Below are 25,250 nucleotides of genomic sequence, written 5' to 3'. Positions count from 1 at the left end.
ATCTCCTAAAAATAACTTTGAGGATCTAACGTTATTTTAAGTGTTATTCCCTCTAAGTTAATATTGTATTCATTATTTATCAAAACTTTTTTTATTATTTCTATTATTTTATCTTCTCCATTTGGAAATTTATAGTACAAATCAAACCTGTACATATTATTAATTCTCTCTATTGGAGAAGGATGAGGCCCATTTATTAATGTTGTAGATAGTTTGTATCTTCTGATAAGGGCAGCAACGTAATTTGAAACTTCATTGATTTTTTTCATAGCAACATTTCTATTTTTACTGGAAATATTGATATTTAATATTCTGAAAAAAGGAGGATAATTAAATGATTTTCTTAGCTTTATCTCCTTTTCATAAAACATCTTATAATCATGAAGTGCCGCCGATGTTATAGCAAAATTATCAGGCTTATATGTTTGAATAATCACATCTCCTTCATATTCTGCTCTTCCTGCTCTTCCAGCTACTTGAGTTATCAATTGAAAAGTTTTTTCATTAGATTTGTAATCTCCTAAGTTCAAACTAATATCTGCAGCCATTACTCCGACTAATGTAACATTTGGAAAATCAAATCCTTTCGACAACATTTGCGTTCCGATTAATATATCTATTTCTTGATTATTCATCATATCATAGATTTTTTTGTAATCTTTTTTTGTGTTTGTAGTGTCTCTATCCATTCGTGCAATTCGTGCATTTGGAAAAAGCTCTCTAGTTTCTTCTTCTAATTTTTGAGTACCTGCTCCAAACTCTTTTATAAATTTCGAGCCACAGTTTGGGCATACTTTCGGCTTTAGAGCTGTTCTTCCACACATGTGACAAATCAATCTATTTTTTGTTTTATGATATGTCATGGAAACATCACAGCTATCACATTTTAGCACAAATCCACATCTTCTGCATGAAATAAAAGAAGTGTGACCTCTCTTGTTTAAAAACAAAATAGTTTGTTTTTTGTTGTTTAAATTTTCTTGAATTTTATTGAGTAGAACTTTACTGAACATTCTTATGTTTCCAGTTTCAAGTTCTTTTCTCATATCTACAATCGTGCATTCAACAGGGTTTGTATCATTAGCTCTTTTATTCATTTCAATAAGATTGTACTCACCTTTTAAAGCTTTGCTGTATTCTTCAACTCCAGGAGTTGCTGAACCCAATAAAAGCTTTGCGTTATTATATTCTGCTCTAAATCCGGAAATATCAATAGCGTTGTATTTAGGATTTTTTTCACTTACATAACTTGTTTCATGCTCTTCATCTATTATTATCAATCCTAAATTTTTAAACGGAGAAAATACTGCACTTCTAGCTCCAACTACTATTTTATATTCTCCATTATACATTTTTCGAAATTGTTCAAATTTTTCGTTAACATTTAGCTTAGAGTGAATTATCGCAACTTTCCCTGGAAACCTACCCTCAAACCTTTCAATAGTCTGCGGAGTCAATGATATTTCTGGAACCAGAACTATACTATCTTTACCTTCATTTAACATTTTTTCAACCAAATGCAAATACACTTCAGTTTTACCACTACCCGTTACACCATGTAACAAATTAAATTGATTTTCTAAAATCGAATTATAGGCTTTTTCTTGCTGTGAATTTAGTTTTATTTTTTGATAAGTTCTAGTATCGTCCACGACAACTCTGTCAACTTCTTTAAAATAAATTTCAACAATTTTCTTTTCTTCAAGTGCTTTTACTACGCTTGAAGTCGTATTGGTTTTCGCTAAAAGCTTACTATAAAGTATGTTATTAGTAGTTTTTAGCATATCAACTATTTTTTGTTGAGCATTTGCTCTCTTTGAAATAACTGGATTATCTTCTATAAGTTTCACGTATTTTAATAATTTTGGAGTAATTTTTTGATCATATACTAAATCCATTTTCAAAAAATCAGATTTTACATATTCCATTAGCTTTTTATGGCTAATATCTGAAATTTCTTTAATTTCTGAATATTCTTTCTTGGTTTTAAGAATATTGTACAAATCTTCATCCACATTTTCTAGTTTATCATTTGCAGTGAAATATTCTTTTAATTCTTCAAAGTTTCCAGGTGGCAAAATAGTTTGAAAAGCAGAGCTATAATCGCTTAAATATTTATCTACCATGAAAAAAGCCATATCGATTGATTCTTGTGTTACAATAGGATTCAAGTCTACTACTGATATTATTTCTTTGTAATCAATATCTCGTTTAGGGTTATCATTAATTCTAACCACTAACGCTAATTTGTTAATATTTGATTTGCCAAAAGGGACTATAACTCTCATTCCAATTTCGACATCTTCACTTGAATAATATGAGTATAGCCTGTTAGTCATCTTTGATTTGTTTCTAAAAATAACATCAATATACATGTTTACCTACTTTATCAAATCCAATATCTTATCTGCGATATTTAACTTTGTGTCCTTATCAATTTCTAATATATTATCTTTACTGATTACAGTTACCTTATTATATTCTGAATTAAATCCAATGTCTTTTTTTGATACATCGTTTAATACTATAAAATCTAGATTTTTTTTATCTAACTTTTTCTTAGCATTTTCTAATAAATTATTTGTTTCTGCGGCAAATCCAATAAAGATTTGATTATCTTTTTTATTTAATGATTTTAAAATATCTGGGTTTTCTTCTAATTCTAAAGAATTAATGCCATCTTGTTTTTTTATTTTTAAATCTTTTCTGTTCTTTACTTTAAAATCACTTACAGCTGCCGCCATAATTAAACAGTCAAAGTCTCCAATATAACTTTCTATTTTTTCTTTCATTTCAATTGCAGACTCCACTTTTATGTTTTCAATACCATATGGATTTTCTGCTGTTGTTTTTCCAGAAATAATTGTTACATCGGCTCCTCTCATAAAAGCTTTCTTAGCAATCGAATATCCCATTTTCCCACTGGAATCATTCGTTATATATCGTACAGGATCAATTCTTTCTACTGTTGCTCCTGCAGTAATCAAAATTTTCTTACCTTGTAAATCTTTTTCGCAAAAGTATTTTTCAACTTCTTCAACAATTTCCCAAGGTTCTTTTAATCTTCCGTTTCCTTTTGTATTACAAGCAAGCATTCCACTATTTGAATCTACAATTAAGTGTTGTTTTTGTTTCAAATCTTGGATATTTTTTTGTGTCGCAGGATTATTCAACATATTGGTATTCATACTTACACAAAACATTATTGGCTTGGTATATGCTAGCGCAGTAGATGATAACAAATCGTCTGCGATACCATAATTTATTTTAGCCATAGTATTTGCACTAGCAGGTGCAATCAAAAATAAATCTGCCCATTTTGCAAGCTCTATATGTTCAACAACCTTGTGTGAATTATTATGAAACATTTTGTTTTTAACGTCGCATTTGCCAATTGTTTCAAAAGTCATTGGACTTACAAATTCACAAGCTGAATCAGTCATAATTATTTTGATATTATAGTCAAGTTTTTTTAGTCTACTTACAACATCTACAACCTTGTAAATAGCAATTCCTCCAGTAACACCTAAAAGAATATTTTTACTCATTTGATTTGTTTTCCCAAACCTTTTTTTCCATAACTTCTTCTAAAGCTGTAGTAACTGGTTGAGCTTTTGCTTTCTTTAGTTTTGTGTCTTTGCCATCTATTAACATTCTTGCTCTTTTGCTTACCATTACACAAAGTGCATACCTACTATTGTTTATTTCTGATAATTTTTTAAATGATGGATTAATCATATTTTTCTCCTTTTACAACTCTAAATTTTTCTGCATCAATTATAGTTTCAATATTTTTTACAGTTTCATCTACATCTTCATTGATAACTGCATAATCATATTCATCAATAAAACTCAATTCTTTCTTGGCGTTTTGCATTCTAATATTAATTGTTTCTTCATCTTCTGTATTTCTGCCTTCAATTCTTCTCCTAAGTTCAATTAAATCCGGCGGAAGAATGAAAACAAAAACAGCTTCTGGATAGTTTTCTTTTACTTTTAATGCTCCTTGAACATCAATCTCTAGAATGACTATCTCTCCTTTATTTATTTGATCAAAAACAAATGATTTTGGAGTCCCATAATAATTATTGTGCACATTGGCATATTCGATGAAATCTCCCTGTTCGATTTTCTTCTTAAACTCATCCAAGCTCATGAAATAATAATTTTCTCCGTCTATTTCATAGGGTCTCTTCTTCCTTGTTGTAGCGGATACAGAATATACAATATCATTTTTTTGTGATATTAATTTTTCACAAACAGTTCCTTTACCAACTCCCGATGGGCCAGAAACAACTAATAAAAATCCGTCTCTCATATTAATCTTCCTTATTATTTGATTTATCTAATCTCATTTGTAAAGTCTCTGGTTGAAGACAACTCAACACAACATGACTTGAATCCATAATTATTACACTTCTGGTTTTTCTTCCAAAAGTAACGTCTATGAGATTATTATCTTCTTTTGCTTTTTGAACAATTCTTTTAATTGGATTTGTTTCAGGACTAACAATTGCAATAATCCTGTTGCTATTAACTAAATTTGAAAAACCTATACCTAAACTTTCCATTTTCCCTCTATTCAATATTTTGTACTTGTTCTCTTAATTTTTCAATCAAACTTTTAACTTCAATAACACAAACTGAAATAGATTCATCATTCGATTTTGAAGAAATTGTATTAATTTCGCGATTCATTTCTTGAATTATAAAATCCAATTTACGACCAATGCAATCTTTAATATCCATTGTCGATTTAAATTGAACTATATGTGAATCAAATCTCTTTAATTCTTCGTTAATGTCAGCTTTATCAGCCATTAAAGCAACTTCCAAGTACATTCTATCCTTATCAATTTTTTCTTCATCTAACAATTCAGATATTTTATTAAACAAATTTTCTCTGTATTCTTTTACACTATTTTCAGTTAAACTTGATATCTTAGATATTTGATCTTCTATTTTTGATAAATTAGTCGATAAATCTTCTTTCAAATTATCGCCTTCAATAGATCTCATTGAATAAATTTTATTCACAGCTTCATCTAAAACTTTTAGAATATTATCGTGCAAAAATTCATTGTCCAAATCTTTGTAAGTAAATGTCATTACATCATCATATTTTACTAAATCTCTGACACTAATATCCGATCTCATATCTAACTTTTGATTTAATGAATCTAGTTTTTCCTTGATTTTTTGAGCTAATTCATAGTTAATATCCACACTGTCAACTGATAGTTGATATTTTTTGATTTTGATATAAACTTCGACTCTACCACGTTTTAACTTATTTTTGATTAATGATTTCATATCTTCCAACATAAAATTCAAATAACTGGGCATTGAAAAATTGAAATCCAAATACCTATTATTAACAGATTTGATTTCAATATCTATGCTGCAATCTTCTAATTCCAAACTTGAAGATCCAAATCCTGTCATAGACTTCATTTCTATCGCCTCCCTTGATATTGTTAGTGTATATTAATCTTTAAGAATTTACAATAATTTATTACAATTTTTAAACAATTTCTTTGATTTTATCAATATCGTAAGAACTCATGTCGACATTAACAGTGTTGAAATTATTGTAAAAAACCATTCCTGGTTTTGCTCCCTTAGCTTTTTTAACATTTTTCTTTTCAGTATAATCAACTTCAACGTATTTTTCTTTACCCATTGATGAAAAATACGCCGCTAAAAAACAAGCAATGCCGTAGTCTTCTTCAGTCAAGTTTTCGTTTCTCATTATGACGTGTGAACCTGGCATATCTTTTACGTGAGCAAAAATATCTTCTTTGTTAGCTTGTTTCAAAGTAAGATTATCATTTTGGTAATTATTTTTACCTACAAAAATATCAACGTTATTTTCTGTTACAAAATGTCTTGGCTTTGATGGTTTTACTTTTGCAGTTTTTTTCTTAGATTTTTTTATCAAACCTATTTTTACCATCTCATCCTTAATCTCTGATAGTTCCTGATATTCTGTCACTCTCTCCAGCGTTTCTAGAAGTTGTAGCAAATATTCGTTTTCTTGTTTTATAAGAGGAAGCTCTTGTGTAATCATTTTTTCTCTAGTTTTTAATTTGCTAAATTTTTTGTAATAATTTTGTGCATTTTCATTTCCAGATTTTATTGGATTCAATGGAATTTCAATTGGGTTCATATCATCATAGAAATTCTGTACATTTATTTTATCCACGCCTTTATGGATCAAATGCATATTTGAACTTATCAAATCAGCATAAACTTTGTAAATATCTCTTTTCTTAGCTTCTTGCAAATCTACAGTTAAATTGCTCAATTTATTTGAATTTCTTTGAATTTTATTTGAAACTATTTTCTTCAAGTGCGAAGATTTTTGTGTAATTGAATCATTCGAACTGTGTTTTTTATAATAATAATCCAACATTTCGTGAATATCATCAAAGTTTTTCTTTTGATATCCGTATTTTTCTAATTTAATTACATGAAAATCCTTTAATTTTTCATCTTCATCAATGACTATAGAATAATCATAATCACAATTTTTGATAGCTTCTCTAACGTCAATAAATGCTTGATTAAATCGAGATTTTTCATCTTCGGTCAAATCTTCGAGCCTTATATTAAAATCCAAATCTGCTCTCAGGCATATTTCTCTAGAAATAGTGGGAGAAAATCCAGTATAATTCATATAAAAAACTTTTTGTAGTTTAGTAGTCCGCTCAGCTATTTCTGTTGGAAGATCATCTGATTGCAGAATGTTTCTCTTGTCATCTTCCAAGCACGAATACTTGGTTTTTGGAAGTATTTGTCTGATGCTTTTAGTGTCGAAGCTAATTCTTTTGATTGCATCTACAATCATCTTACTTTCTTTTTCAATTAAAATTATATTAGAATGCTTGCCCATAAGTTCTACAACTAATGTGTAGTTCATGTCATAACCCATCTCATCTCTGCTATTGATGTCAATATTAACAACTCTGTCCATCGATTCTTGATAAATATCAGTTATAACTGCTCCTTGTAAGTATTTTCGCATCAGCATACAGAAATTATACGCCTCAATTGGATTTTTCTTATTTTCATTTGTAAAATGCATCCTCGGTAAGGATGAGGATGCAGAAATAAGAAGTTTATAATTTTGTTTGTTATTATAGATAATTAAATCCAATTCGTTTTTATCCGGTTGATTAACCTTACTGATTTTACCGTTCGTTAATTTTTCTTTTATATCATCTACTATCGCTTTTGTTACAATTCCGTCAAAGCTCATTATTACTCCTTATCTTCTCATTGCTCTTTGCATATTTCTCAAATCATCACGTTTTTTCAGAGTTTCTCTCTTATCATACAGATTCTTACCCTTTGCAAGAGCTATCTCTACTTTTACAAGTCCATTTTTTTCATAAACTCTTAAAGGTATCAAAGTATAACCTTGTTCTTTTGTTTTTCCTATTAATTTTCTGATTTCAGATTTATGCATTAAAAGTTTTCTTTTTCTTAAACTATCCACGTTAAAAATATTTCCTTGAGTATACGGACTTACATTCATCGAATAAACAAAAACTTCTGAATTTTCTATCATGCAATAACTTTCCTTAATGGAAACTTTTCCTTTTTTGATAGACTTTACTTCAGTTCCTTTTAGTTCAATTCCACATTCGTACACATCTTCGATAAAATATTCGTGACGTGCTTTCTTATTGTTTGCTAATAATTTTATATCACTCATTATTTTCCTTTTCTAATTTACAAATTCAAAATCTATTTGACGTTTATCTTTGTCACTATTTATAACTTTAACTCTAACTTTTTGCCCAATATGGTATGATTTTTTAGTTCTTTCTCCATAAACTGTGTAGTTTTTATCGTCAAATACGTAATAATCATCTATCATAGATTGAAATTGTACTAAACCTTCAATCGTGTTGTCAAGTTGTACAAAAATTCCAAATTTTGTTAGCGAACTAATAATTCCCTCAAATTCTTCATCTATGTGTTGTTGCATATATTCTGCAGATTTCATATCAATAGCTTCTCTCTCAGCTTCCTCAGCTCTTCTCTCAGTTGCTGAGCATTGTTTTGCAATGTCTTTGATATATTTCATGAATTCTTTTTCGTTATTAGTATCTGGCTTATGATTTATAAAATTCTTCACAATTCTGTGTATAAATAAATCCGGATATCTTCTGATTGGAGAAGTGAAGTGCGTATAGAACATCGATGCAAGTCCAAAATGAATGCTAGGATTTTGGCTGTACTCAGCTTTTTGCATAGATCTTAATAAAAGCGAAGATAATAGAGGTTTTTCAGGCTTGCCATCTAGTTCATTTAAAATTCTTTGGTAATCCTTTGAATACAAATTCTTACCTTTCAAATGGTATCCAAAATTAGACAAAATTCTTTTAAAAGTATTCACCTTTTCTTCGTCAGGTTCTTCATGAACTCTGTATAAAAATGGTCTATCCAAATATCCAAAATGACTTGCCACTGTTTCGTTTGTAATCAGCATGAACTCTTCAATCAATTTATTTCCAATTCTTCTCTCATCTTTTGTGACATCAACTACTTTAGAATTTTCATCTAAAATAATTTTAGTTTCTGGAAAATCAAAGTCAATGCTTCCTCTGTTTTTTCTTCTAACACTTAGAATTTCATACAATTCTTTCATTAGTAATAAATTATCCGTGAGTTTTTCATCATCATAAGGATTTTCTATGTCTTCCAAAAAGTCTGACACATTTTTGTAGACTAATCTATAATCAGAGTTTATAACAGACTCATAGAATTTGTAGTCAAGAGTTTTACCCGTTGGCGAAATTTCCATTTTAACCGTTAAACAAAGCCTGTCTTCATTAGGGTTTAGTGAGCAAATTCCATTAGATAATTCTATAGGTAACATAGGAATTACTCTATCCAACATATACACACTTGTTCCTCTTCTAAAAGCTTCCTTATCAAGTGCAGTATTCTTTCTAACATAGTGGCTGACATCAGCAATGTGAACATATAGTATGAAGTTGTCACCTTTTTTTGAAATACTAATGGCATCATCAAAATCTTTTGCATCAGACCCGTCAATTGTAACTGTAAATAAATCTCTAAAATCCATTCTAGATTTCTTTTCTGATTCATCAACCTGCTGCTCTATTTCCCTAGCTTGTTCTTTAACTTTCTTTGGAAATTCATATGGTAATTTAAAAGTCTTTGCTATAGAATAAATATCAATTCCAGGATCGTCCTTGCCTCCTAAGACTTCAACTATAACACCTTCTGGATTTTTGTGTTTTTTAGATGGAGTTTTGATTAATTTAACTACGACTTTATCGTTGTTTTTCGCCCCATTCTTATTACCAGATTGGACAAAAACGTCGAATCCGTATTTTTTATCATCTAATATTACAAATCCATAACCCTTTGCTTCATCAAAAGTCCCCACAAGTTTTTTTGTTTCTCTGGATAGAATTTGTAAAACTTTCCCTTCAGGACTTCTGTTTGGTTTTTTTTCTACTGTTATCGTAACTAAAACTTTATCTTTATGGATTGCACCATTTAAATCTTTTTTGGCTATAAATATATCATCAATGTTTTCATCATCGGGAATAAAATAGCAAAAATCACTTCCAGATCCTTGAATTGTACCTGGATATGCTTTTTGCTCTGTAATTGGAATTATATTAGAATTTTTATCAAGTAAAATTTTCTTATCTTTTTGTAGTTCATTAATAATCTTATGAAAAATTTTCTTATCTTTTTTTTTAATATTTAATCTTGAAGATAATTCATCAAAAGTTAAAGGAATATAATCATTAGAATTTACGATATTAAGTACCTTTTGCTTTATTTTCATTAAATACCTCCTAGTTGTTTCCTATCTATATTATACCCTAAATTGTAAGAAACTACCTAATTGATGTATTTAACGTTTATTTTACAATTCTTCCCTTATCAATAAAAATTAATCTATCAGATAAAATTTCTGCTTCGTGTCTATTATGGGTAACCATGATAATTGGAATATCCAATGATTTTTTGATTTCGATCAATTCTTCATAAAACTTATTCTTAAATTTTTCATCAATTGAACTGAAAGGTTCATCCATTAATAGCAAACGCGGCTTATTTGCTAACGCTCTTACTATTGAAACTTTTTGTTTTTCTCCGCCTGATAAAGTATTTGGAAAATTTCCCAAAAGATATTCAATCCCTAGTTTTTCTATAAGTGAATTTGTGTAATTTTTATCAGGATTCATAAAGAAAATATTGTCTTTAACACTCATATTTGGAAATAATGCGTAATCTTGAAAAACATATCCTATATTTCTTTCCTGTGGTTTCAAATTTATTTTATCTGAAAACAAAATATTATCATCAAGAATAATCTCTCCTTTATCTGGAGTTAATAAACCTGCTATCGAGTTTAAAATAGATGTTTTTCCGCTTCCAGACTCACCCATAATGCACAAAATTTGATTCTCCACGATAAATTCAGCATTAAGAACAAAATGATTTAATTTCTTTTCGATATTACACTTCAGCATTTCTATTCCTTCTCTTTTCTAACCATCTATTCAAGAAATATATCAATGAAAATGAAAATATCACAACAACAATCATTAGAGTATTAGCCATTGTTTTATCGCCACGTTCGACCGCATAGTACATAGCTAACGGAATTGTTTGAGTTTTATTTGGAATATTTCCAGCAACCATCATAGTTGCTCCAAATTCTCCTAAACTTCTAGCAAAAGCAAGTACCAACCCACTGATTATCCCTGTATAAGCTAACGGAATTGCTATTCTGAAAAATATTTTCCATTCACTAGCACCCATTGTTCTTGCTGCATTCAAAATTTTCTTATCAATACTTTGAAATGAAGCTTTGCAGTTTTGATACATGAGTGGAAACGAAACTATTACAGATGCTATGACACATGCCTTCCATGTAAAAATAACGCTCCATCCAAAATTATCGTAAAAAATTTTACCAATTAATCCGTTATTTCCTATTACAATTAAAAGTATGTATCCCAAAATTGATGGTGGTAAAACTAGAGGCAATGTGATAATTGCCTCCAAAACACTACCGTTTTTCTTGTTAAATTTTACCATCATCCATGCAATAAATATAGATAAAATAGAAGTTATAATGGTTGAGATTATGGATACCTTCAATGAAATTATAATAGGCATCATAATATCATTATTCATCGCTAGATTCAAAACCTGCTTCCTTGAAATATTTTGTTGATAATTCATTTTGCAAAAATTCGTATAATTTATTTTGCATCTCAGTGTTCTTAGAATAAGTTGTCTTAGTTATTGGATAAACAATAGGCTTGTGAGAGCTTTCATCAACATTAAAAGCTACTTCAACCATATCATCAGTTACCGCATCAGAAGAATAAACAAATCCTACTTCAACTTCTTTACTGTCAACAAATCTCAAAGTATCTTTTACATTTTTACCATATACAAATTTTTCTTGAAGTTTATCTAATAAATTATAATGAGTTAAACTTTGTTTTGTATATTGTCCAACTGGAACTGTTTCTAATTCAGCAACAGCTATCTTACCTTTAATATTTTCTAAATCTTCAATTTTAGAAATTTTAACATCTGTTTCTTTGTGTTTAACAATAACTAACTTGTTTTTTAATAAACTTCTTGATTCTTTTACAAGTTTTTCTTTTTCAAGAGCTTTTACTTGTTTTTGTCCTGCTGAAACAAATACATCACAGGGAGCTTTTTGTTCAATCTGTTTTTGTAATTTTCCTGAACTTGCTAAGTTAACATCTACTTTAACATTATTTTCTTTTTCAAATTCAGGAATAATTTTCGCTAATGATTCTTCTAATGAAGCCGCTGCAAATAAGCTTATGTTTTCATTATTTGTCTTTTCTTCTGTTTTCTTTTCTGCTTTTTGTTCAGTATTTTGTTTTTCATTTTTTGCACAACTAGCCAAAATTAAACACCCTACTATCATTAATAATAAGTACTTTTTCTTCATTCCATTATTCTCCTTAGCATATAACGCTATGTATTAAAAAAGCCCTTTAAAAGGCTTTTTTTCTTGATTAAAAATTAACTGATGCGATATATTTGCAATTGTCTTTATCATTTAATTCTTCTTTTACAATCCAATTTGCATCTATATTATTATAATTAGCTAATTCTGTATAATAGTACATTACAATTCCTGCATCTATTAAATTTTCTATTCCTTTGTAATCTTTAATATACAGATCAAAATCGTCATCATTTAATACAAATCTCCATGGTTGTTCGTTTTTAGTTGAAGGAGCAAATCTCAAATAACTAAATAACTCATCCAAGCCATAATTTTGTAATTTATCTATATCGATTGGAGTAGACAATGATTTGTCGCAAACAAATTCTTCAACACCAATTCTTGAGCTAAATTTCTTCTTACCAAATCCAAATTCGTTTGGAGCATATCCCATAGCAAGTAAGAAATCTACGTTAGAATTATCTCCAAAAGCTGATTTTTTGGATTCTTCTGAAGCATTGGATATAGTCACCCAGCAACTTCCTACATTTAGTGCATCTAATTTAGTGATTAAATTTTCAAAATAAAATGCACCAAATATCATTGATAATTCATTATTCTTGTCAGCTTCCATGGCAATATAATGGTTAGCTTTTATCATAGTTCCATCGTATCCACCTTCTCCATCAAGAGCACTGTAAACCACAGAACCATCTTTGTATAATTTAAAATTAACTTCGTATTTCTTTGCTAAATTATTTATATCAAAAATAATAGATTCAACTTTTTTTAAATCTGAATCGCTAAGATTTTTTGATTTAAAATCTCTTACTGATTTTCTATTTTCTAAAAATTCATTCATTGACATTTTAATTACCCCTTATAATAAATCTTATAATTAAATAATACTACAAATTGCGAATAATCACAAACATTTTGATATAATAATTAATGGTGATAATATGAAATTTACTGAAAATCAGCAAAAAGCAATATCTCATTTTAAATCTCCTGCATTAGTATTAGCAGTTCCTGGAGCCGGTAAAACCACCGTACTTCTTAATAGAATTAAATACTTGGAAAAAGTTCACAATATTGATCCAAAAAGTATTTTATCCATAACATTTAGCAAATCTCAAGCAGTAGATATGAAAGAAAGATTTTCCGAAAAATTTCCAGAAACAGATTCCGCGTATTTTTCAACGATTCATTCTTTTTGCTATTATATTATAAAACTACATTATAAAATGAATAATAGAATATTTAAAATTCTTGAATCTAATAATGATATCAATAAATATCTTGTTATTAGAAATATAATTAGAAAAGTCAATAAAACAAACTCTAAAGATGAAGACGTTGAAAAATTTTTGCAATATTATGGATACTGTAAAAATATGATGATATTCAAGGATTTTCCAAAATTCGATATTCAAAATTTTGAACAAATATACCTTGAATATGAAAACTTCAAGAAAAAGAATTTTTATATTGATTTTGATGATATGCTTACTAAATCATTTGAAATCCTCAACGAAGATGATTATATATTAAAAAGAATTAAACGTAAGTACAAATTTTTTCAAGTAGATGAAGGACAAGATACTTCCAAAATCCAATTTGAATTAATCAAAAAAATCGCCTACCCTGAAAATAATTTGTTTATTGTAGCAGATGACGACCAGTCAATTTATTCTTTTAGAGGCGCAGATCCTAGTTATTTGCTAAATTTTAATAAGATTTTCCCAGATGCTAGTATTTATTATATTGACCAAAATTTTAGATGCAGCGACAAAATAGTTAATGCTAGTAACTTGTTTATTAAACAAAATAAAAATCGATACAATAAGGATGTTACTTCCACAAAATCATCAGACAGGAAAATAATTATCAAATTTCCTCAAAACTTTTTGTCGATGTTTTCTTATCTAAAAAACAATATAAATCCTGAAAAAAAGACTGCAATTTTATACAGAAAAAATATTTCCTCTATTGCCTTGAGTAAGTATTTACACGATCAAGATATTGATTTCCACTCTAGATATCAAAAAGATGATTTTTACAATCATTTTGTGCTCAATGATATTTTAAAAATGATTGCATTTTCTGAAAACAAAACGTCTGTCGGACTTTTTAGGGATATTTATTACAAATTAAACAGCTATATCAAAAAAACTTCCATAAATCAACTGGAAACTTATGATGAATCAATGCCTATTTTAGATCGTCTTTTGGATGATTCAACTCTAAGTAGATATTATGTAGACAGATTTATGGACTTAAAATCATTTTTTTCAGGAATAAAAAGAGCAAAAGGTTCCAAAAAAATTGATATAATTATGAATGATATTGATTACAAAACATATATTGAAGACAGTGTTCTACTACAAAACCAAAAAATATCATTAGATCTTTTGATAGAAATCTACAAATATTTGTTTAAAGATTGTGAGTGCTACGAAGATTTTATTAATGAAATTGAAAATTTGAAAACAATACAAAAAGATTCGATAAAACATACTAGTAATCTTAATTTATTAACTGTCCACTCTGCAAAAGGTTTGGAATTTGATGAAGTATTCATTATAGATTTGATAGATGGCGAGTTTCCTACAAATATCGACTCCAACAACAAGAATTACGAAAATATATTTGAAGAAGAAAGACGAATGTTTTATGTAGCAATGACTAGAGCTAAAGATAAATTAACCCTGTTATCTCCAAAAACTAGAAATTCCATTGAAGTTGATACATCACAATTTTTAAAAGATATCATAGAAATTGAAAATAATTTAAAAAACTAGCTGTAATTTTACAGCTAGTTTTGCTATTTATAAGTTACCTACTAGGTCAATTCCTGGTTTTAAAGTGTCTTGGCCAGGTGCCCAGTTTGCTGGACAAACTTGATCACCGTATTTGTCTACATATTGTGCAGCTTGTAATTTTCTTAATAATTCGTGTGCGTTTCTACCAATTCCATCAGCAGATACTTCGTATAATACAACGTCTAAATCAGGATTGATCAAGAAAGCTCCTCTTTGACTTTGACCGTCAGCTTCTTTTAAAACTCCAAATTGTTTTGATAAAACAAATGCTCTATCTGATAACATTGGATATTCGATTTTTTTAATCTTTTCAGATTTATCATGCCATGCTTTGTGAACAAATTCTGAATCTGTAGAGATAGAATATATTTCACAGTTTAATTCTTTAAATTCTGAGTATAGGTTTTGTAAGTCTTCTAATTCAGTAGGACATACAAAAGTAAAATCTCCTGGATAGAAGAACAATAATGACCAGTGACCTTTTAAATCTTCACTAGAAACTTCTGTAAGTTCTTCATTGTGATATGCAGGAACTTTAAATTCTTCAACGTGTTTTTTAATTAATGACATAAATAATCATCCTTTCCTATTTAATTTACAATTTAATTATACCATATTTTGTAATGATTACAAGTTGCATTGATATTATTTCATATATTTCACTATATTAAAAAAAGAGGCTCAAAAGCCTCTAATTTTGTTATTTATTTGAATCAAAAGAATCTGCGATGGATTTTATGATTGAAGAGAAAAAGTTGATTATTTTGTCAATAATACCTGCATCCTCTGCCTTTTTATAAATATCCTTAGCTCCTTCTATTACTTTATCAGAAATATTAGACAATTCATCCTTAATATCTTTTGAATCAATAGATTTCACACTAGAATATTTTTCGAAAAAATTAACCAATTCTTGTTTTTGATCTTCTGTGATTACATTTTCAAGATTATTCTCTTTGATTGCGTCGTTGACAATCTTTTTAATTTCTTCAAGAGTTGGAGCTTGACCATTATTGTTGATATTTATATTCGCAATATTATCTTTTATTACAACAATAACATCATTTAATTTGTCTCTATTAAAGTCACTTTTATCTTTGTTTTCTTTATTAATATCACTAACAACTTCTAGTTCTTCTTGGGCAACTTTTATTCTGTCACTGTCAAGCTTTTCACCATTTGACTCAAAAGCTTTGAATACACCAGTGAGTGCTGATTCTCCCGTTACTGGTCTCACTGCAGCCACCATTATTGTACAGTCTTTTACACCTGCTGTAATTGCAGCATTTTCATATTGTTTTTCAGTAATTAATGTAATGTTTTTTGGCGTTGTAATATTTACTTTTATACCTTTGTTTTTGTTTTCTTTTTTGACCAAAACGCTTGAAATCATACTACCAGGATTTGAATCGTCCCCTCCGATGTATTTCAATAAATCATTATAAGTAACCATAACAGACTTTATATTGTCATCATTTTCAATATTTAAAAGTCCTTTTGTTTTTCTGATTTGAGATTTATCTAAGCTTTCACCATACACAAAAGTTGGCTTTCCCCATCTCTCATCAACAACCTTCGTGTCTATCTCTCCGGCAAAACTTATAGTTGATGATAATGAAATCAAAATAGCTAATAAAAAAACTGTAATTTTTTTCATAGATTGTTATCCTCCGTTCACATTGATTATAGCACAAAATCAAGCGTTCAAAGTCTACAAAATTATTAAGAAAAACTAAACAAAATAATCTAAATCTCAAAGACTAATAAATTAATTTCAAATTTTTACAAAAATTCCTTTACATTGTTTTTACTTTATGCTATACTTATAAAGTCAGCCGGAGTGATGGAATTGGCAGACGTACTGGACTCAAAATCCAGCGGTGGCAACACCGTGCGGGTTCAAGTCCCGCCTCCGGCACCATATACAAGATAGCTTTTAAAGCTATCTTTTTTTTGTAAATTTTAAAACCCAGGTAAAAATTTTTACCTGGCTTATTTTCGTTTTGTTATTAAATAATAGCTAAAATTTCTTAGAGAAATCAAAACACAAAAACTAAAATCATACCAATAAAAATTGTTACGTTTCTTGTTACGTTTTATCATTAAATGTGAAATCAATTAAATTAAATACACAAACAAAAAAGACTCAATTCAAATGATTTAATCATTTGAATTGAGTCGATATAATTTGGTGCAGGAAAGAGGACTTGAACCCCCACGTCAAAGACACTAGATCCTAAGTCTAGCGCGTCTGCCAATTCCGCCATTCCTGCTTATGGGGTGGATGAAGAGATTCGAACTCTCGATCTTCAGTGCCACAAACTGACGCCCTAACCAACTAGGCTACATCCACCATAGCCTCAATTGACTACTTTATAAGTGTACCATAATAAGGTATGATTGTCAAGCATTTGTAAAATTTATTTCAAGTGAACTTGACTTTATTATTATAGCATCGTGTTTTTAATTTTGCAAGTATTATTTTGAAGATTTTGAAAAACTTTCGTCTTGCGCTTCTTTTTCTGTTACGAAATATTTCTCACCTTTTTTGAAATTGATTTTGACATCTTTGTAACTCTTCTGATTAGGCATGTGATATATTTTCAATCCTTTATTGTTGATATTTCCTTTTATCATTCCCCTACCTTTAGAATCGGTGTATTTTAAATATAAATTTGGATTGTTTACATAAAAATCTTTCCAGAAGCCTTTTTTATTCTCCCTTGCATATTGTTCGGCTTTTTTTAATCGTTCAGAGTATTTTTGATTGGTTGTCTTAGTGTATAATTTGGCCATTCCTTCTTTTAGTAATTTTTCATTAATAAATTCATCATTTAAGAACAAATAGCCAAGTTTTCTTTCATAGACATCCTGTTTTTCTTCGTCGAATTCTACTCTGACTTTTTTGTTTTCAAGCAAGTTTTTTGTATATTCACTTGCAATTTTACCTTCTTTGACATTTCGACTTTTATCTTCCGCTACACTTTCTGGTGTATCAATTCCTATAAGCCTTACTCTTGTCCTCTGTCCGTCTATATTTAATATAACAGTGTCTCCATCAACAACTCTGACTACTTCGTATAAATTATTTTGATTTTCTGTTTGAATAATTGTGTTACAGCTTGTTAAGGATATTAGTATTAATAATCCTACGAAAAATTTCTTCATGTTTTCCTCTCACTTTTTATTATTTATAGCTTGATAAAATCTTTTCAGCTATTAGTATCATATGATTATTGACTTTTTCTCCCCAATTCTTATCACTAGCATAATTTTTGTTCATAGCGTAAGAATTGTACCCTTTAAAATACTTCCCATTGTCGCTAAGATACAATATTTTGATTTTTTTGCCTATATCTTGAATTCCTTCATCAAGTGAATCATATTGACTTGCTCCGTTGTAAGGATCAGAGTCAACAGCATTGAATCCAAACAAATTATTCTTGTCTTTTGCTATTCTGCTTTGTCCAAAATCAGATTCATGATTTGCTATAGCTAATAAATACAAGACGTTCACACCGTATTTCTTTTCTACTTTAATAAATGAATGCGCATTGCCATTTAAATCAGTGCCTTCTAATGCAACCTCTAACATTCGTTCAGATATTTGAGATTTGTGAGTTGGATAAAACATATTATCTTCTGTAATTTTTAAAGCGCCTACTCTTTTAAATTCATCCAAATCCTTTTCTAATTTATTTAGTGTTTTCAACTCACTATCTTCCAATTCACTTCTTTGATAAGTGATTTTGTTAGAAAAAGAAAAATAATTTTCAGAATAATTAATTATTAAACAGGCACAAAATACTAACATAAGCAAGAATATCCCAACTCTTTTTTTTATTAGTTTCTTGTTTTTCATTCTGCCTCCTAGAATATGACTAGTATTTTATCATAATTTTTGCTAATTTCCTATTGATTTTCATTATTATAATAATCTTGAATTATTGCACTCTAAAGCTTATAATAAATGTATATGCTGTTGTGGCTCAGTTGGTAGAGCAATTGATTCGTAATCAATAGGTCGGAGGTTCGATCCCTCTCAACAGCACCAATAAAAAACAATACTTATCTGGAGGTAAAAATGTCTATAAAAATAATCACAGATTCTGCTTGTCAAATAACAGATTCTAATAAAAATGAAAATTTAATAATACTGAATATGCCAGTTATTAGTTCTGATAAAGAATACATAGAAGGTCAAACAATTAATTCTTCAGATATGTTTTCTAGAATGAAAAATGGAGAAGTTTTCAAAACTAGTCAAGTTCCATATAAAACCTACTATGAATCATTTAAAAATGAATTAGAAAGTGGAAATGATGTTATATGCATTACACTATCAAGTGGATTAACTAGCACCTTCCAAACTGCTACAATGGCAATGAATGCATTATTAGAAGAAAACAAAGATTATAAAATAATAGTTAAGGATTCTCTTTGTGCCTGCTCCGGAGAAACTTCAGTCATTAACAAAGCACTCAAACTTGTAGAATTAAATTATTCGTTCGAAGAATTAAACGAAAAATTGGATGAAATTATCTCCGCACAAGAGCATATTTTTACTGTTATTAACTTAGAGTATTTGTACAGGGGTGGAAGATTATCTAAGACTCAAAAGGTAATGGGATCATTATTGAACATAAGACCTGTAATGAGCGTAGATAAAAATGACGGTAGCTTATATGTTGTAGAAAAAGCGCGTGGCGAAAAGCAAACTTTTATTAAAATGAAGAATTTAATGATTGAAAAATGTAACAACAATGTGAATTTAAATCAAACACTTTATGTTTGCTATGGAGAAGATGAAGATGAAGCAGATCTTCTTATTGAAAAAATTAAAGAAGATTTCGATTTCAAGAAAATTGTTAAATGTCCTTTAGGCTGTGTAATAGGCGCTCACACTGGACCAAATATGTTAAGTATATATTTCAGTAACAAAGATTTGGGAGAAGATCTATCTGAAGTATAAAAATAAACCTTCTAAGTTATAACTTAGAAGGTATTTTTGTGTAATCTAGTTTTGTTTTTTTTATAGCTGTGATAAAGTCCTGTTTCAAATTTCCAATTACATTGATATTTTCGTGAGTTTGAGGATGAACAAATTGAAGGTTGTATGCGTGTAGAACTTGACTGTCGAAAAGTATTTTTTCTTTTTTCAATCCATATAATTTGTCTCCTAAAATCGGATGATGAATATAATTCATGTGAACTCGAATTTGATGAGTTCTACCCGTTTTGATTTGGACTTTTACAAGAGAATAATCGTCATTATAATCAAGTCTTTGATAATGAGAAACAGACAATTTCCCTTCGTCAGAAACCATCATCTTCTTTCTATCTTTAGGATTTCTAGTCATATATTCTTCAATTATTCCACATTCATCGATTTTTCCATGAATAATACACAAATAAGTTTTTGTAATTTCGTGATTTTTGATAATCTCTTTTAATTTTGAATGTGTATCGTTGTCCTTTGCAATTATTATTAGTCCTGTAGTATCTTTGTCTAATCTGTGAACTATTCCCCTTCTATAATCTCCGTCAACATCACTCAAATTTTCAAAATTATACATCAAATAATTCACCAATGTATCAGAATATATAGTCTCTGTTGGGTGAACTATTACATTTTTGTCTTTATTTATAATCGCAAGATAATCGTCTTGATATACGACATCCAAATTGTATTTTTGAGGTTTTATAGTTTTATCAGGTTTTTCATACTCCAATTTAATCTTATCGTTCAGATTTAACTTATAGTTTTTTTTCTGGATTTTTTCATTTACCAGTACTTTTTTGTCTTCGATAAGTTTTTGAATTTCACTTCTTGATAATTCAACTTCATTAGCCAAAAAAACATCCAATCTTGAGTTTTGATTAGAATCGCCTATTAAAAATTCGTACATCATATATTTTCTATCTTCCAATCAATAGGTTCAAGCCCGTTATCCTTCAAATAATCGTTAGTTTTTATAAAATGATTGCAACCGAAAAATCCCCTATTTGCAGAAAAAGGAGAAGGATGTGGTGATTCTAATATAAGAGCATTCTTGCTTCTAATTAAATCTTTTTTCATTCTAGCGTTGTTTCCCCACAATATGAAAACTATAGGTCTATTAGAATTTCCTAATAATTCTATAATTTTATCCGTTAAAATTTGCCAACCAATTTTAGAATGAGAATTTGGTTTGTTTTCGATTACTGTAAGTGAAGTATTTAATAACAAAACTCCTTGTTTTGCCCATTTCATCAGATATCCATTATTAGGAATCGGATAACCAAATTCATTTTGCAATTCCTTGTAAATATTGATCAATGAAGGAGGTGTTTTAACATTTGGTTTAACAGAAAAACTAAGTCCATGAGCTTGATTAGGATTGTGATATGGATCTTGACCTAAAATCACAACCTTACAATCTTCAAATGGAACTAATTTCAACGCTTCAAAAATATAATTCATATCAGGATATACCCTGTAATTTTGATAATCGTGTATCAAAACTTCTCTTATTTTTTTATAATAATCCTTGTTCCATTCATCTTTTAATAAATCATCCCAACTATTTCCTATACTAACACTCATTATTTCTGTCCTTTTAAACTAAATATCACAAGTAAAATACAAGATACTACAACAGCTATATCTGCAACATTGAATACTGGAAAATCGTAATTAAAAGGTAATCTTACAGAAATAAAATCGATGACATAACCTCTGAAAATTCTGTCGATAAGATTTCCCAATGCACCTCCAAGTAATAGCCCGTATATTACTTTTTCAAAACTAACCAAGCTTTTGTAATTCTTAAAAATATACACGATTACAAATCCAATTATTAGTAATGTAATTATCATTAAAATAATTTTCTTATTTTCAAGAATTCCAAAAGCCGCTCCTCTATTTTCAAGGTAAGTAAGCTTCAAAAATTTATCAAAAATGATAACATCTCCTTCTTTTAGAGAAATTGCCATATATTTTGTTAAATGATCCAAGCCAATTACCAAAATCATCATTAAAATAGTAACCATTTTTACTCCTAAATGTATTTAATATATTTTATTCTCAATTTGTCTTTTTTTGTGCTTCCCAAATATTCTATAAGCCTGTATCTACCATATCCTCTTATTGATACAAGAGAGTTTTCTTCAACTGATTTGCTTGTATTGGATATTACTTCATAATTAAGCTTGATTTTCTTGTTTTTTATCATAATCTGAGCATCTTTCCTAGAAATATTTGCCATCTCAGAAACCAAACAATCCAATCTCTCTGAGTTAATAATTCCAGTAAAAGATTTAACCTTTTCTTCATCTTTTTTTATATTTTCTTCAATAATCGATGTCGAAATATTAAACTTTTTTATCTTGGCCAAATTCAAATTCAAAAAATTAATCATCGTATTTGTAGCACACAGATAAAATCTTTCATCATGAGTAAAAATATCTCCGATTTTTTCACGATTAATTCCTAAATTCAATACAGCTCCTAAAATATCTCTGTGAGTAATTTCCTGATCCGTTTGTATTTCTAAAAGACCAATATAATCGAACATATTAATGTATTCTTCTGCGTAGCAATACCTATCCCACATTATAATAATGCTGTTTTCACAGTTTATTGGACAATTTGTAACCATATACCCTACATCGGTCTCTGTATTCAAAATTGAAGTAGCATACTCTATTTCTTTTGGATTCATAAAATCAGTTGCATAAATAGTTTTTGTCCTTTTAACTGAAATAAGACTATCAATAAATCTATCGATAGTCTTCTTAATTTCTATATCTTGAATGTAATTTAATTCATAACTCATTTTAAACCAATCCTATTATAACCGATCCAATAATTTGAAGAAATATCAATGTTATTAATGGTGACCAATCTATAATGCCTCTATCAAGTCCAAACATATTTAAAAGTTTTTTTGCAGGATACATTATATAATCAGTAATCAAATAAATAGAATCAACTAAGGCATTGTCTCTTGATAAGTGAACAAATGACAATATAACTCTAATAAATATCGACCATTCTATTAGCTTTAAAATGGTTAAGAAAAAATTAACGATACTAAATCCATTTATCATAATTGGAAAAATCCATTATTTTTTGTAATTTGATCCTTAATCTTGCCGTCTATTTCTACCCCTTTTGGAACTAAAACAAAAATATCTTTAGTTACTTTTTGCATTTTACCATCAAGTGAATAAATAGCTCCACTAACAAAGTCAAATATTCTTTGCTTTACATCCTTTTCAAGCATTTCAATATTTAATACAGCAACTTCGTTTTTTAATATAACATCAATAACCTTTGGTGCATCATCAAAACTAATTGGTTCGTGAATATTAATCTTAACTCTGTTTAAAGGTTTTGATTCCACAGGTTTAGTTGTAGAATTATTCATGCTTACTATATTGTTTTTTGTTTCGTAATTTTGTTTTGGTTCATAATCATTTGATTCAGCTTCAACATGATCTGAGTCATCATAGTAGTATTCATCATCGTAATATTCGTCGTAATCGTCTTCTACCCCTACTAATTTTTTAAATGAATTCATAAATGACATAACGTCCTCCTAATTGTAATTTCTTTTGCCAAAAATAAAGCTTCCAACTCTTACCATATTGGATCCTTCTTCAAGCGCTACTTTGTAGTCGTGGCTCATTCCCATTGATAAGTATTTCATTTCTATATTTTTGTATTCTGTATTTTTTATTTTATCATAAATTTCTCTCATTTTCTTGAAAACCCATCTAATTTCTTCAGGATCTTCTGCAAATGGAGCAATGCTCATCAATCCTTTTACTTTGACGAACTCTCTTCTTTCTATTTCTTCAATAAAAGAATCCAAATCATCAAGATATAAACCAGATTTTTGCTCTTCTTCTGCAACGTTTAATTGAATCAAGCAATCTTGCGGTTTATTAATTGCACGAGCTCTTTTTTCTATTTCTTTTAAAACACTCATTCTATCTAATGAATGAATCAAACAAGCTTTTCCTACAACATCTTTAACTTTATTAGATTGCAAATGACCAATCATATGATAATTAACACAATCTTTTAATTCATCATATTTCCAGCTCATTTCTTGGGGCTTGTTTTCACCAATATCAGTTACTCCACAATCAATAGCTTCCTTAATCCTGTCGATGTCCACAGTTTTTGTAACCGCAATAAGTTGTGGTGTTTCTCCATGAGATGCAAATTTTTTCAAATTTTCATTAACTTCATTTAGATTGTCTTTAATACTCATTATTTTAAAAGTTCCCCCTCTTTGACAAACCTTGGATTTTTTACAATATAATCGTATAACTCCAAAGTGTTTACTTTTCTGTTATTAACATCAATCTGTCCATCAATACCCGTTGAAACATAAGCAAATTTATCATCAGTTTTTAAAACTTTTACAGCTACAAATTTTATAATTCCTGTCTCTTTTTTGATGTAAACGCCTTGTGTAGAATCTTTTGTAATAATTGACTTGTTAGGTATTTTGAATACTTTTGTTTTTTTATCAATCATAGTTATAGGCACAAATCTTTTATTCATTAAATAATTAATACCATCATTCATATCGCATACAATAGTTATGATATCTCCATTTACTTTTATGTCTTTTATATGCGCTGAATATTCGTTTTTATCAACATGGATTTCTATTTCGTCGTTATTTTTTAAATTTCTATTTAACTTAGAACTTTCCACATCAAAGGCCAAAGACAAATTCATACTATCAACTACTGATAAGCCTTTAGAAGTATAACTTTCATCTATATCTCTTAGATAAAAATCACTACCCATAATACTTGAAGAATTATATCCTACAAAGTTTTCATAATTATCAATATTGTTTTTTAACACTCCACTAACTGTTGTCTTTACAGTAGATGATTTTGAATTTAAAACTTGTTTCAATATTTCCAATTCTTTTTTAGAATGAAAATACTCTTCTTCTGTTATATTCTTTTTCTTATCATATTCAGACAGAAACTTATCATCAAAGTTTCTATTTCTTATAGAATTTGATAGTGTTTTAATATCTGTATCTTTAATCTCAAATTTACTTGTAGTCTTATCTGCGTGATTTATTTCCAAATCGTTCAATTTGTCATCTATATATTTTGTACTCATTTGTAGGTTAATATCTTTCGGTACGTTTATTACATTAGATCCCACAGGATATTTGACATTTTCAGCCGCTTTCGTACCCACATCATTTAAATAAATGTACTCATCTTTTAGAACAAGAGCATTTACATTTATTTCGTTTTTTATTTTGGAAATATCGTTCACAAGATATAAGTTTCTTTTGAATAAAAAACCTAATAAATTGTGAACAATAAATACTAATAGTAAAAAAGAAATAATTATTATAAAAAATTCTTTTTTGTTAAGTTTTTTCGTTTTCATAATCTGA

27 protein-coding genes and 4 tRNA genes are annotated in these 25,250 nt (G+C 28.7%); 4 read left to right on the top strand and 27 right to left on the bottom strand.

The genetic code is table 11. The annotated features are described in order from the left end of the window. Window positions 1-5: 5 nt before the first annotated feature. From priA to ABDJ34_RS00605, 13 genes are all read right to left on the bottom strand, one after another. Window positions 6-2,375 (bottom strand): primosomal protein N', encoded by a 2,370-nt coding sequence (gene priA, locus ABDJ34_RS00665; RefSeq protein ID WP_412701056.1) that lies wholly within the window; start codon window positions 2,373-2,375, stop codon window positions 6-8. A gap of 6 nt (window positions 2,376-2,381) precedes the next feature. Beyond that, window positions 2,382-3,548 (bottom strand): bifunctional phosphopantothenoylcysteine decarboxylase/phosphopantothenate--cysteine ligase CoaBC, encoded by a 1,167-nt coding sequence (gene coaBC / locus ABDJ34_RS00660; RefSeq protein WP_412701055.1) that lies wholly within the window; start codon window positions 3,546-3,548, stop codon window positions 2,382-2,384. Next, window positions 3,541-3,738: a DNA-directed RNA polymerase subunit omega gene (rpoZ, locus tag ABDJ34_RS00655; RefSeq protein ID WP_094203559.1), complete on the bottom strand. Its 198-nt coding sequence runs from the start codon at window positions 3,736-3,738 to the stop codon at window positions 3,541-3,543. Before rpoZ ends, coaBC begins: the two co-directional genes overlap by 8 nt. Beyond that, on the bottom strand, window positions 3,731-4,318 hold the full coding sequence (gmk, locus tag ABDJ34_RS00650; protein ID WP_353317106.1) for a guanylate kinase: 588 nt from the start codon (window positions 4,316-4,318) through the stop codon (window positions 3,731-3,733). The genes rpoZ and gmk overlap by 8 nt, the downstream gene beginning before the upstream one ends. Window position 4,319: 1 nt before the next feature. Then, window positions 4,320-4,571 carry a DUF370 domain-containing protein gene (locus ABDJ34_RS00645; RefSeq protein WP_002838275.1) on the bottom strand — a complete coding sequence of 84 codons (252 nt, stop codon included), beginning with the start codon at window positions 4,569-4,571 and terminating at the stop codon, window positions 4,320-4,322. 7 nt (window positions 4,572-4,578) lie between these two features. Then, entirely contained in the window at window positions 4,579-5,454 is an 876-nt protein-coding gene (locus tag ABDJ34_RS00640) for a YicC/YloC family endoribonuclease (protein WP_412701054.1), read from the bottom strand. 70 nt (window positions 5,455-5,524) lie between these two features. Then, entirely contained in the window at window positions 5,525-7,261 is a 1,737-nt protein-coding gene (locus ABDJ34_RS00635; protein ID WP_412701053.1) for an Rqc2 family fibronectin-binding protein, read from the bottom strand. 9 nt (window positions 7,262-7,270) lie between these two features. Further along, the gene (gene smpB, locus ABDJ34_RS00630) at window positions 7,271-7,720 is read right to left on the bottom strand and encodes an SsrA-binding protein SmpB (protein ID WP_094205581.1); all 450 of its coding nucleotides are present in this window, start codon (window positions 7,718-7,720) and stop codon (window positions 7,271-7,273) included. A gap of 12 nt (window positions 7,721-7,732) precedes the next feature. Beyond that, window positions 7,733-9,838, bottom strand: coding sequence for a ribonuclease R (rnr, locus tag ABDJ34_RS00625; protein ID WP_412701052.1), 2,106 nt, complete (start codon window positions 9,836-9,838; stop codon window positions 7,733-7,735). Window positions 9,839-9,914: 76 nt separating this feature from the next. Continuing rightward, a complete protein-coding gene (locus ABDJ34_RS00620; RefSeq protein ID WP_412701051.1) occupies window positions 9,915-10,529 on the bottom strand; it encodes an ATP-binding cassette domain-containing protein in 615 nt (204 codons plus the stop codon). Next, on the bottom strand, window positions 10,516-11,199 hold the full coding sequence (gene modB, locus ABDJ34_RS00615) for a molybdate ABC transporter permease subunit (protein WP_412701050.1): 684 nt from the start codon (window positions 11,197-11,199) through the stop codon (window positions 10,516-10,518). The genes ABDJ34_RS00620 and modB overlap by 14 nt, the downstream gene beginning before the upstream one ends. Then, window positions 11,192-11,998: a molybdate ABC transporter substrate-binding protein gene (gene modA / locus ABDJ34_RS00610; RefSeq protein ID WP_412701049.1), complete on the bottom strand. Its 807-nt coding sequence runs from the start codon at window positions 11,996-11,998 to the stop codon at window positions 11,192-11,194. The genes modB and modA overlap by 8 nt, the downstream gene beginning before the upstream one ends. A 67-nt stretch (window positions 11,999-12,065) precedes the next feature. After that, a complete protein-coding gene (locus tag ABDJ34_RS00605; RefSeq protein WP_412701048.1) occupies window positions 12,066-12,860 on the bottom strand; it encodes a nitroreductase family protein in 795 nt (264 codons plus the stop codon). A 100-nt stretch (window positions 12,861-12,960) separates the two neighbouring features. On the opposite strand from ABDJ34_RS00605, the gene ABDJ34_RS00600 reads away from it, so the two are divergent. Then, entirely contained in the window at window positions 12,961-14,802 is a 1,842-nt protein-coding gene (locus ABDJ34_RS00600; protein WP_412701047.1) for an ATP-dependent helicase, read from the top strand. A gap of 27 nt (window positions 14,803-14,829) precedes the next feature. Here the strand turns inward: ABDJ34_RS00600 and ABDJ34_RS00595 are convergent, their stop codons facing one another. Together ABDJ34_RS00595 and ABDJ34_RS00590 are read right to left on the bottom strand one after the other, a co-directional pair. After that, complete coding sequence (locus tag ABDJ34_RS00595) at window positions 14,830-15,393, bottom strand: redoxin domain-containing protein (protein WP_002836263.1); 564 nt, start codon at window positions 15,391-15,393, stop codon at window positions 14,830-14,832. A gap of 130 nt (window positions 15,394-15,523) precedes the next feature. Next, complete coding sequence (locus tag ABDJ34_RS00590) at window positions 15,524-16,480, bottom strand: DUF1002 domain-containing protein (protein ID WP_412701046.1); 957 nt, start codon at window positions 16,478-16,480, stop codon at window positions 15,524-15,526. 177 nt (window positions 16,481-16,657) lie between these two features. Here ABDJ34_RS00590 and ABDJ34_RS00585 point away from each other — a divergent pair. Beyond that, window positions 16,658-16,744 (top strand) — tRNA-Leu (locus ABDJ34_RS00585). Window positions 16,745-17,012: 268 nt separating this feature from the next. Here ABDJ34_RS00585 and ABDJ34_RS00580 read toward each other — a convergent pair. The 4 genes from ABDJ34_RS00580 to ABDJ34_RS00565 all read right to left on the bottom strand — a co-directional run bounded on the left by ABDJ34_RS00580 (window position 17,013) and on the right by ABDJ34_RS00565 (window position 18,685). Beyond that, a tRNA-Leu gene (locus ABDJ34_RS00580) sits at window positions 17,013-17,096 on the bottom strand. A 3-nt stretch (window positions 17,097-17,099) separates the two neighbouring features. Further along, window positions 17,100-17,176, bottom strand: a tRNA-His gene (locus ABDJ34_RS00575). Window positions 17,177-17,301: 125 nt separating this feature from the next. After that, complete coding sequence (locus ABDJ34_RS00570; protein ID WP_412701045.1) at window positions 17,302-17,991, bottom strand: thermonuclease family protein; 690 nt, start codon at window positions 17,989-17,991, stop codon at window positions 17,302-17,304. Window positions 17,992-18,010: 19 nt separating this feature from the next. Continuing rightward, on the bottom strand, window positions 18,011-18,685 hold the full coding sequence (locus ABDJ34_RS00565) for a glucosaminidase domain-containing protein (RefSeq protein ID WP_412701044.1): 675 nt from the start codon (window positions 18,683-18,685) through the stop codon (window positions 18,011-18,013). Window positions 18,686-18,801: 116 nt separating this feature from the next. On the opposite strand from ABDJ34_RS00565, the gene ABDJ34_RS00560 reads away from it, so the two are divergent. After that, window positions 18,802-18,877: transfer RNA gene (locus ABDJ34_RS00560), tRNA-Thr, on the top strand. Window positions 18,878-18,907: 30 nt separating this feature from the next. Beyond that, a complete protein-coding gene (locus tag ABDJ34_RS00555) occupies window positions 18,908-19,795 on the top strand; it encodes a DegV family protein (RefSeq protein WP_412701043.1) in 888 nt (295 codons plus the stop codon). 16 nt (window positions 19,796-19,811) lie between these two features. On the opposite strand, the gene ABDJ34_RS00550 is transcribed toward ABDJ34_RS00555, so the two are convergent. The 8 genes from ABDJ34_RS00550 to ABDJ34_RS00515 are packed head-to-tail and all read right to left on the bottom strand — an operon-like array spanning window position 19,812 to window position 25,243. Continuing rightward, a complete protein-coding gene (locus ABDJ34_RS00550) occupies window positions 19,812-20,753 on the bottom strand; it encodes an RluA family pseudouridine synthase (RefSeq protein ID WP_412701042.1) in 942 nt (313 codons plus the stop codon). Further along, complete coding sequence (locus tag ABDJ34_RS00545) at window positions 20,732-21,409, bottom strand: uracil-DNA glycosylase (protein WP_412701041.1); 678 nt, start codon at window positions 21,407-21,409, stop codon at window positions 20,732-20,734. The genes ABDJ34_RS00550 and ABDJ34_RS00545 overlap by 22 nt, the downstream gene beginning before the upstream one ends. Further along, window positions 21,409-21,855: a signal peptidase II gene (gene lspA / locus ABDJ34_RS00540; RefSeq protein WP_110058101.1), complete on the bottom strand. Its 447-nt coding sequence runs from the start codon at window positions 21,853-21,855 to the stop codon at window positions 21,409-21,411. Before lspA ends, ABDJ34_RS00545 begins: the two co-directional genes overlap by 1 nt. An 8-nt stretch (window positions 21,856-21,863) precedes the next feature. Then, entirely contained in the window at window positions 21,864-22,640 is a 777-nt protein-coding gene (locus ABDJ34_RS00535) for a YlmH/Sll1252 family protein (protein ID WP_353317085.1), read from the bottom strand. Between the two features lies 1 nt (window position 22,641). Then, on the bottom strand, window positions 22,642-22,914 hold the full coding sequence (locus ABDJ34_RS00530) for a YggT family protein (RefSeq protein WP_353317083.1): 273 nt from the start codon (window positions 22,912-22,914) through the stop codon (window positions 22,642-22,644). After that, window positions 22,911-23,396, bottom strand: a complete 486-nt coding sequence (locus tag ABDJ34_RS00525) for a cell division protein SepF (RefSeq protein ID WP_094203538.1) — start codon at window positions 23,394-23,396, stop codon at window positions 22,911-22,913. Before ABDJ34_RS00525 ends, ABDJ34_RS00530 begins: the two co-directional genes overlap by 4 nt. 9 nt (window positions 23,397-23,405) lie before the next feature. Continuing rightward, window positions 23,406-24,086: a YggS family pyridoxal phosphate-dependent enzyme gene (locus tag ABDJ34_RS00520; RefSeq protein ID WP_110058103.1), complete on the bottom strand. Its 681-nt coding sequence runs from the start codon at window positions 24,084-24,086 to the stop codon at window positions 23,406-23,408. Next, window positions 24,086-25,243 (bottom strand): HlyD family efflux transporter periplasmic adaptor subunit, encoded by a 1,158-nt coding sequence (locus tag ABDJ34_RS00515; RefSeq protein WP_353317080.1) that lies wholly within the window; start codon window positions 25,241-25,243, stop codon window positions 24,086-24,088. The genes ABDJ34_RS00520 and ABDJ34_RS00515 overlap by 1 nt, the downstream gene beginning before the upstream one ends. Window positions 25,244-25,250: the final 7 nt, after the last annotated feature.

It is taken from the genome of Finegoldia dalianensis (assembly GCF_046255015.1).
GTDB lineage: Bacteria > Bacillota > Clostridia > Tissierellales > Peptoniphilaceae > Finegoldia > Finegoldia magna.
Note: the sequence above shows the minus strand (reverse complement) of the source record. Positions and strands in the feature narration are given on the sequence as shown.

Bases quoted from the DNA above. Each gene is read 5' to 3' on its own strand.
- priA (WP_412701056.1), bottom strand. From the start codon at position 2,375: ATGTATATTGATGTTATTTTTAGAAACAAATCAAAGATGACTAACAGG.
- coaBC (WP_412701055.1), bottom strand. From the start codon at position 3,548: ATGAGTAAAAATATTCTTTTAGGTGTTACTGGAGGAATTGCTATTTAC.
- rpoZ (WP_094203559.1), bottom strand. From the start codon at position 3,738: ATGATTAATCCATCATTTAAAAAATTATCAGAAATAAACAATAGTAGG.
- gmk (WP_353317106.1), bottom strand. From the start codon at position 4,318: ATGAGAGACGGATTTTTATTAGTTGTTTCTGGCCCATCGGGAGTTGGT.
- ABDJ34_RS00645 (WP_002838275.1), bottom strand. From the start codon at position 4,571: ATGGAAAGTTTAGGTATAGGTTTTTCAAATTTAGTTAATAGCAACAGG.
- ABDJ34_RS00640 (WP_412701054.1), bottom strand. From the start codon at position 5,454: ATGAAGTCTATGACAGGATTTGGATCTTCAAGTTTGGAATTAGAAGAT.
- ABDJ34_RS00635 (WP_412701053.1), bottom strand. From the start codon at position 7,261: ATGAGCTTTGACGGAATTGTAACAAAAGCGATAGTAGATGATATAAAA.
- smpB (WP_094205581.1), bottom strand. From the start codon at position 7,720: ATGAGTGATATAAAATTATTAGCAAACAATAAGAAAGCACGTCACGAA.
- rnr (WP_412701052.1), bottom strand. From the start codon at position 9,838: ATGAAAATAAAGCAAAAGGTACTTAATATCGTAAATTCTAATGATTAT.
- ABDJ34_RS00620 (WP_412701051.1), bottom strand. From the start codon at position 10,529: ATGCTGAAGTGTAATATCGAAAAGAAATTAAATCATTTTGTTCTTAAT.
- modB (WP_412701050.1), bottom strand. From the start codon at position 11,199: ATGAATAATGATATTATGATGCCTATTATAATTTCATTGAAGGTATCC.
- modA (WP_412701049.1), bottom strand. From the start codon at position 11,998: ATGAAGAAAAAGTACTTATTATTAATGATAGTAGGGTGTTTAATTTTG.
- ABDJ34_RS00605 (WP_412701048.1), bottom strand. From the start codon at position 12,860: ATGAATGAATTTTTAGAAAATAGAAAATCAGTAAGAGATTTTAAATCA.
- ABDJ34_RS00600 (WP_412701047.1), top strand. From the start codon at position 12,961: ATGAAATTTACTGAAAATCAGCAAAAAGCAATATCTCATTTTAAATCT.
- ABDJ34_RS00595 (WP_002836263.1), bottom strand. From the start codon at position 15,393: ATGTCATTAATTAAAAAACACGTTGAAGAATTTAAAGTTCCTGCATAT.
- ABDJ34_RS00590 (WP_412701046.1), bottom strand. From the start codon at position 16,480: ATGAAAAAAATTACAGTTTTTTTATTAGCTATTTTGATTTCATTATCA.
- ABDJ34_RS00570 (WP_412701045.1), bottom strand. From the start codon at position 17,991: ATGAAGAAATTTTTCGTAGGATTATTAATACTAATATCCTTAACAAGC.
- ABDJ34_RS00565 (WP_412701044.1), bottom strand. From the start codon at position 18,685: ATGAAAAACAAGAAACTAATAAAAAAAAGAGTTGGGATATTCTTGCTT.
- ABDJ34_RS00555 (WP_412701043.1), top strand. From the start codon at position 18,908: ATGTCTATAAAAATAATCACAGATTCTGCTTGTCAAATAACAGATTCT.
- ABDJ34_RS00545 (WP_412701041.1), bottom strand. From the start codon at position 21,409: ATGAGTGTTAGTATAGGAAATAGTTGGGATGATTTATTAAAAGATGAA.
- lspA (WP_110058101.1), bottom strand. From the start codon at position 21,855: ATGGTTACTATTTTAATGATGATTTTGGTAATTGGCTTGGATCATTTA.
- ABDJ34_RS00535 (WP_353317085.1), bottom strand. From the start codon at position 22,640: ATGAGTTATGAATTAAATTACATTCAAGATATAGAAATTAAGAAGACT.
- ABDJ34_RS00530 (WP_353317083.1), bottom strand. From the start codon at position 22,914: ATGATAAATGGATTTAGTATCGTTAATTTTTTCTTAACCATTTTAAAG.
- ABDJ34_RS00525 (WP_094203538.1), bottom strand. From the start codon at position 23,396: ATGTCATTTATGAATTCATTTAAAAAATTAGTAGGGGTAGAAGACGAT.
- ABDJ34_RS00520 (WP_110058103.1), bottom strand. From the start codon at position 24,086: ATGAGTATTAAAGACAATCTAAATGAAGTTAATGAAAATTTGAAAAAA.
- ABDJ34_RS00515 (WP_353317080.1), bottom strand. From the start codon at position 25,243: ATGAAAACGAAAAAACTTAACAAAAAAGAATTTTTTATAATAATTATT.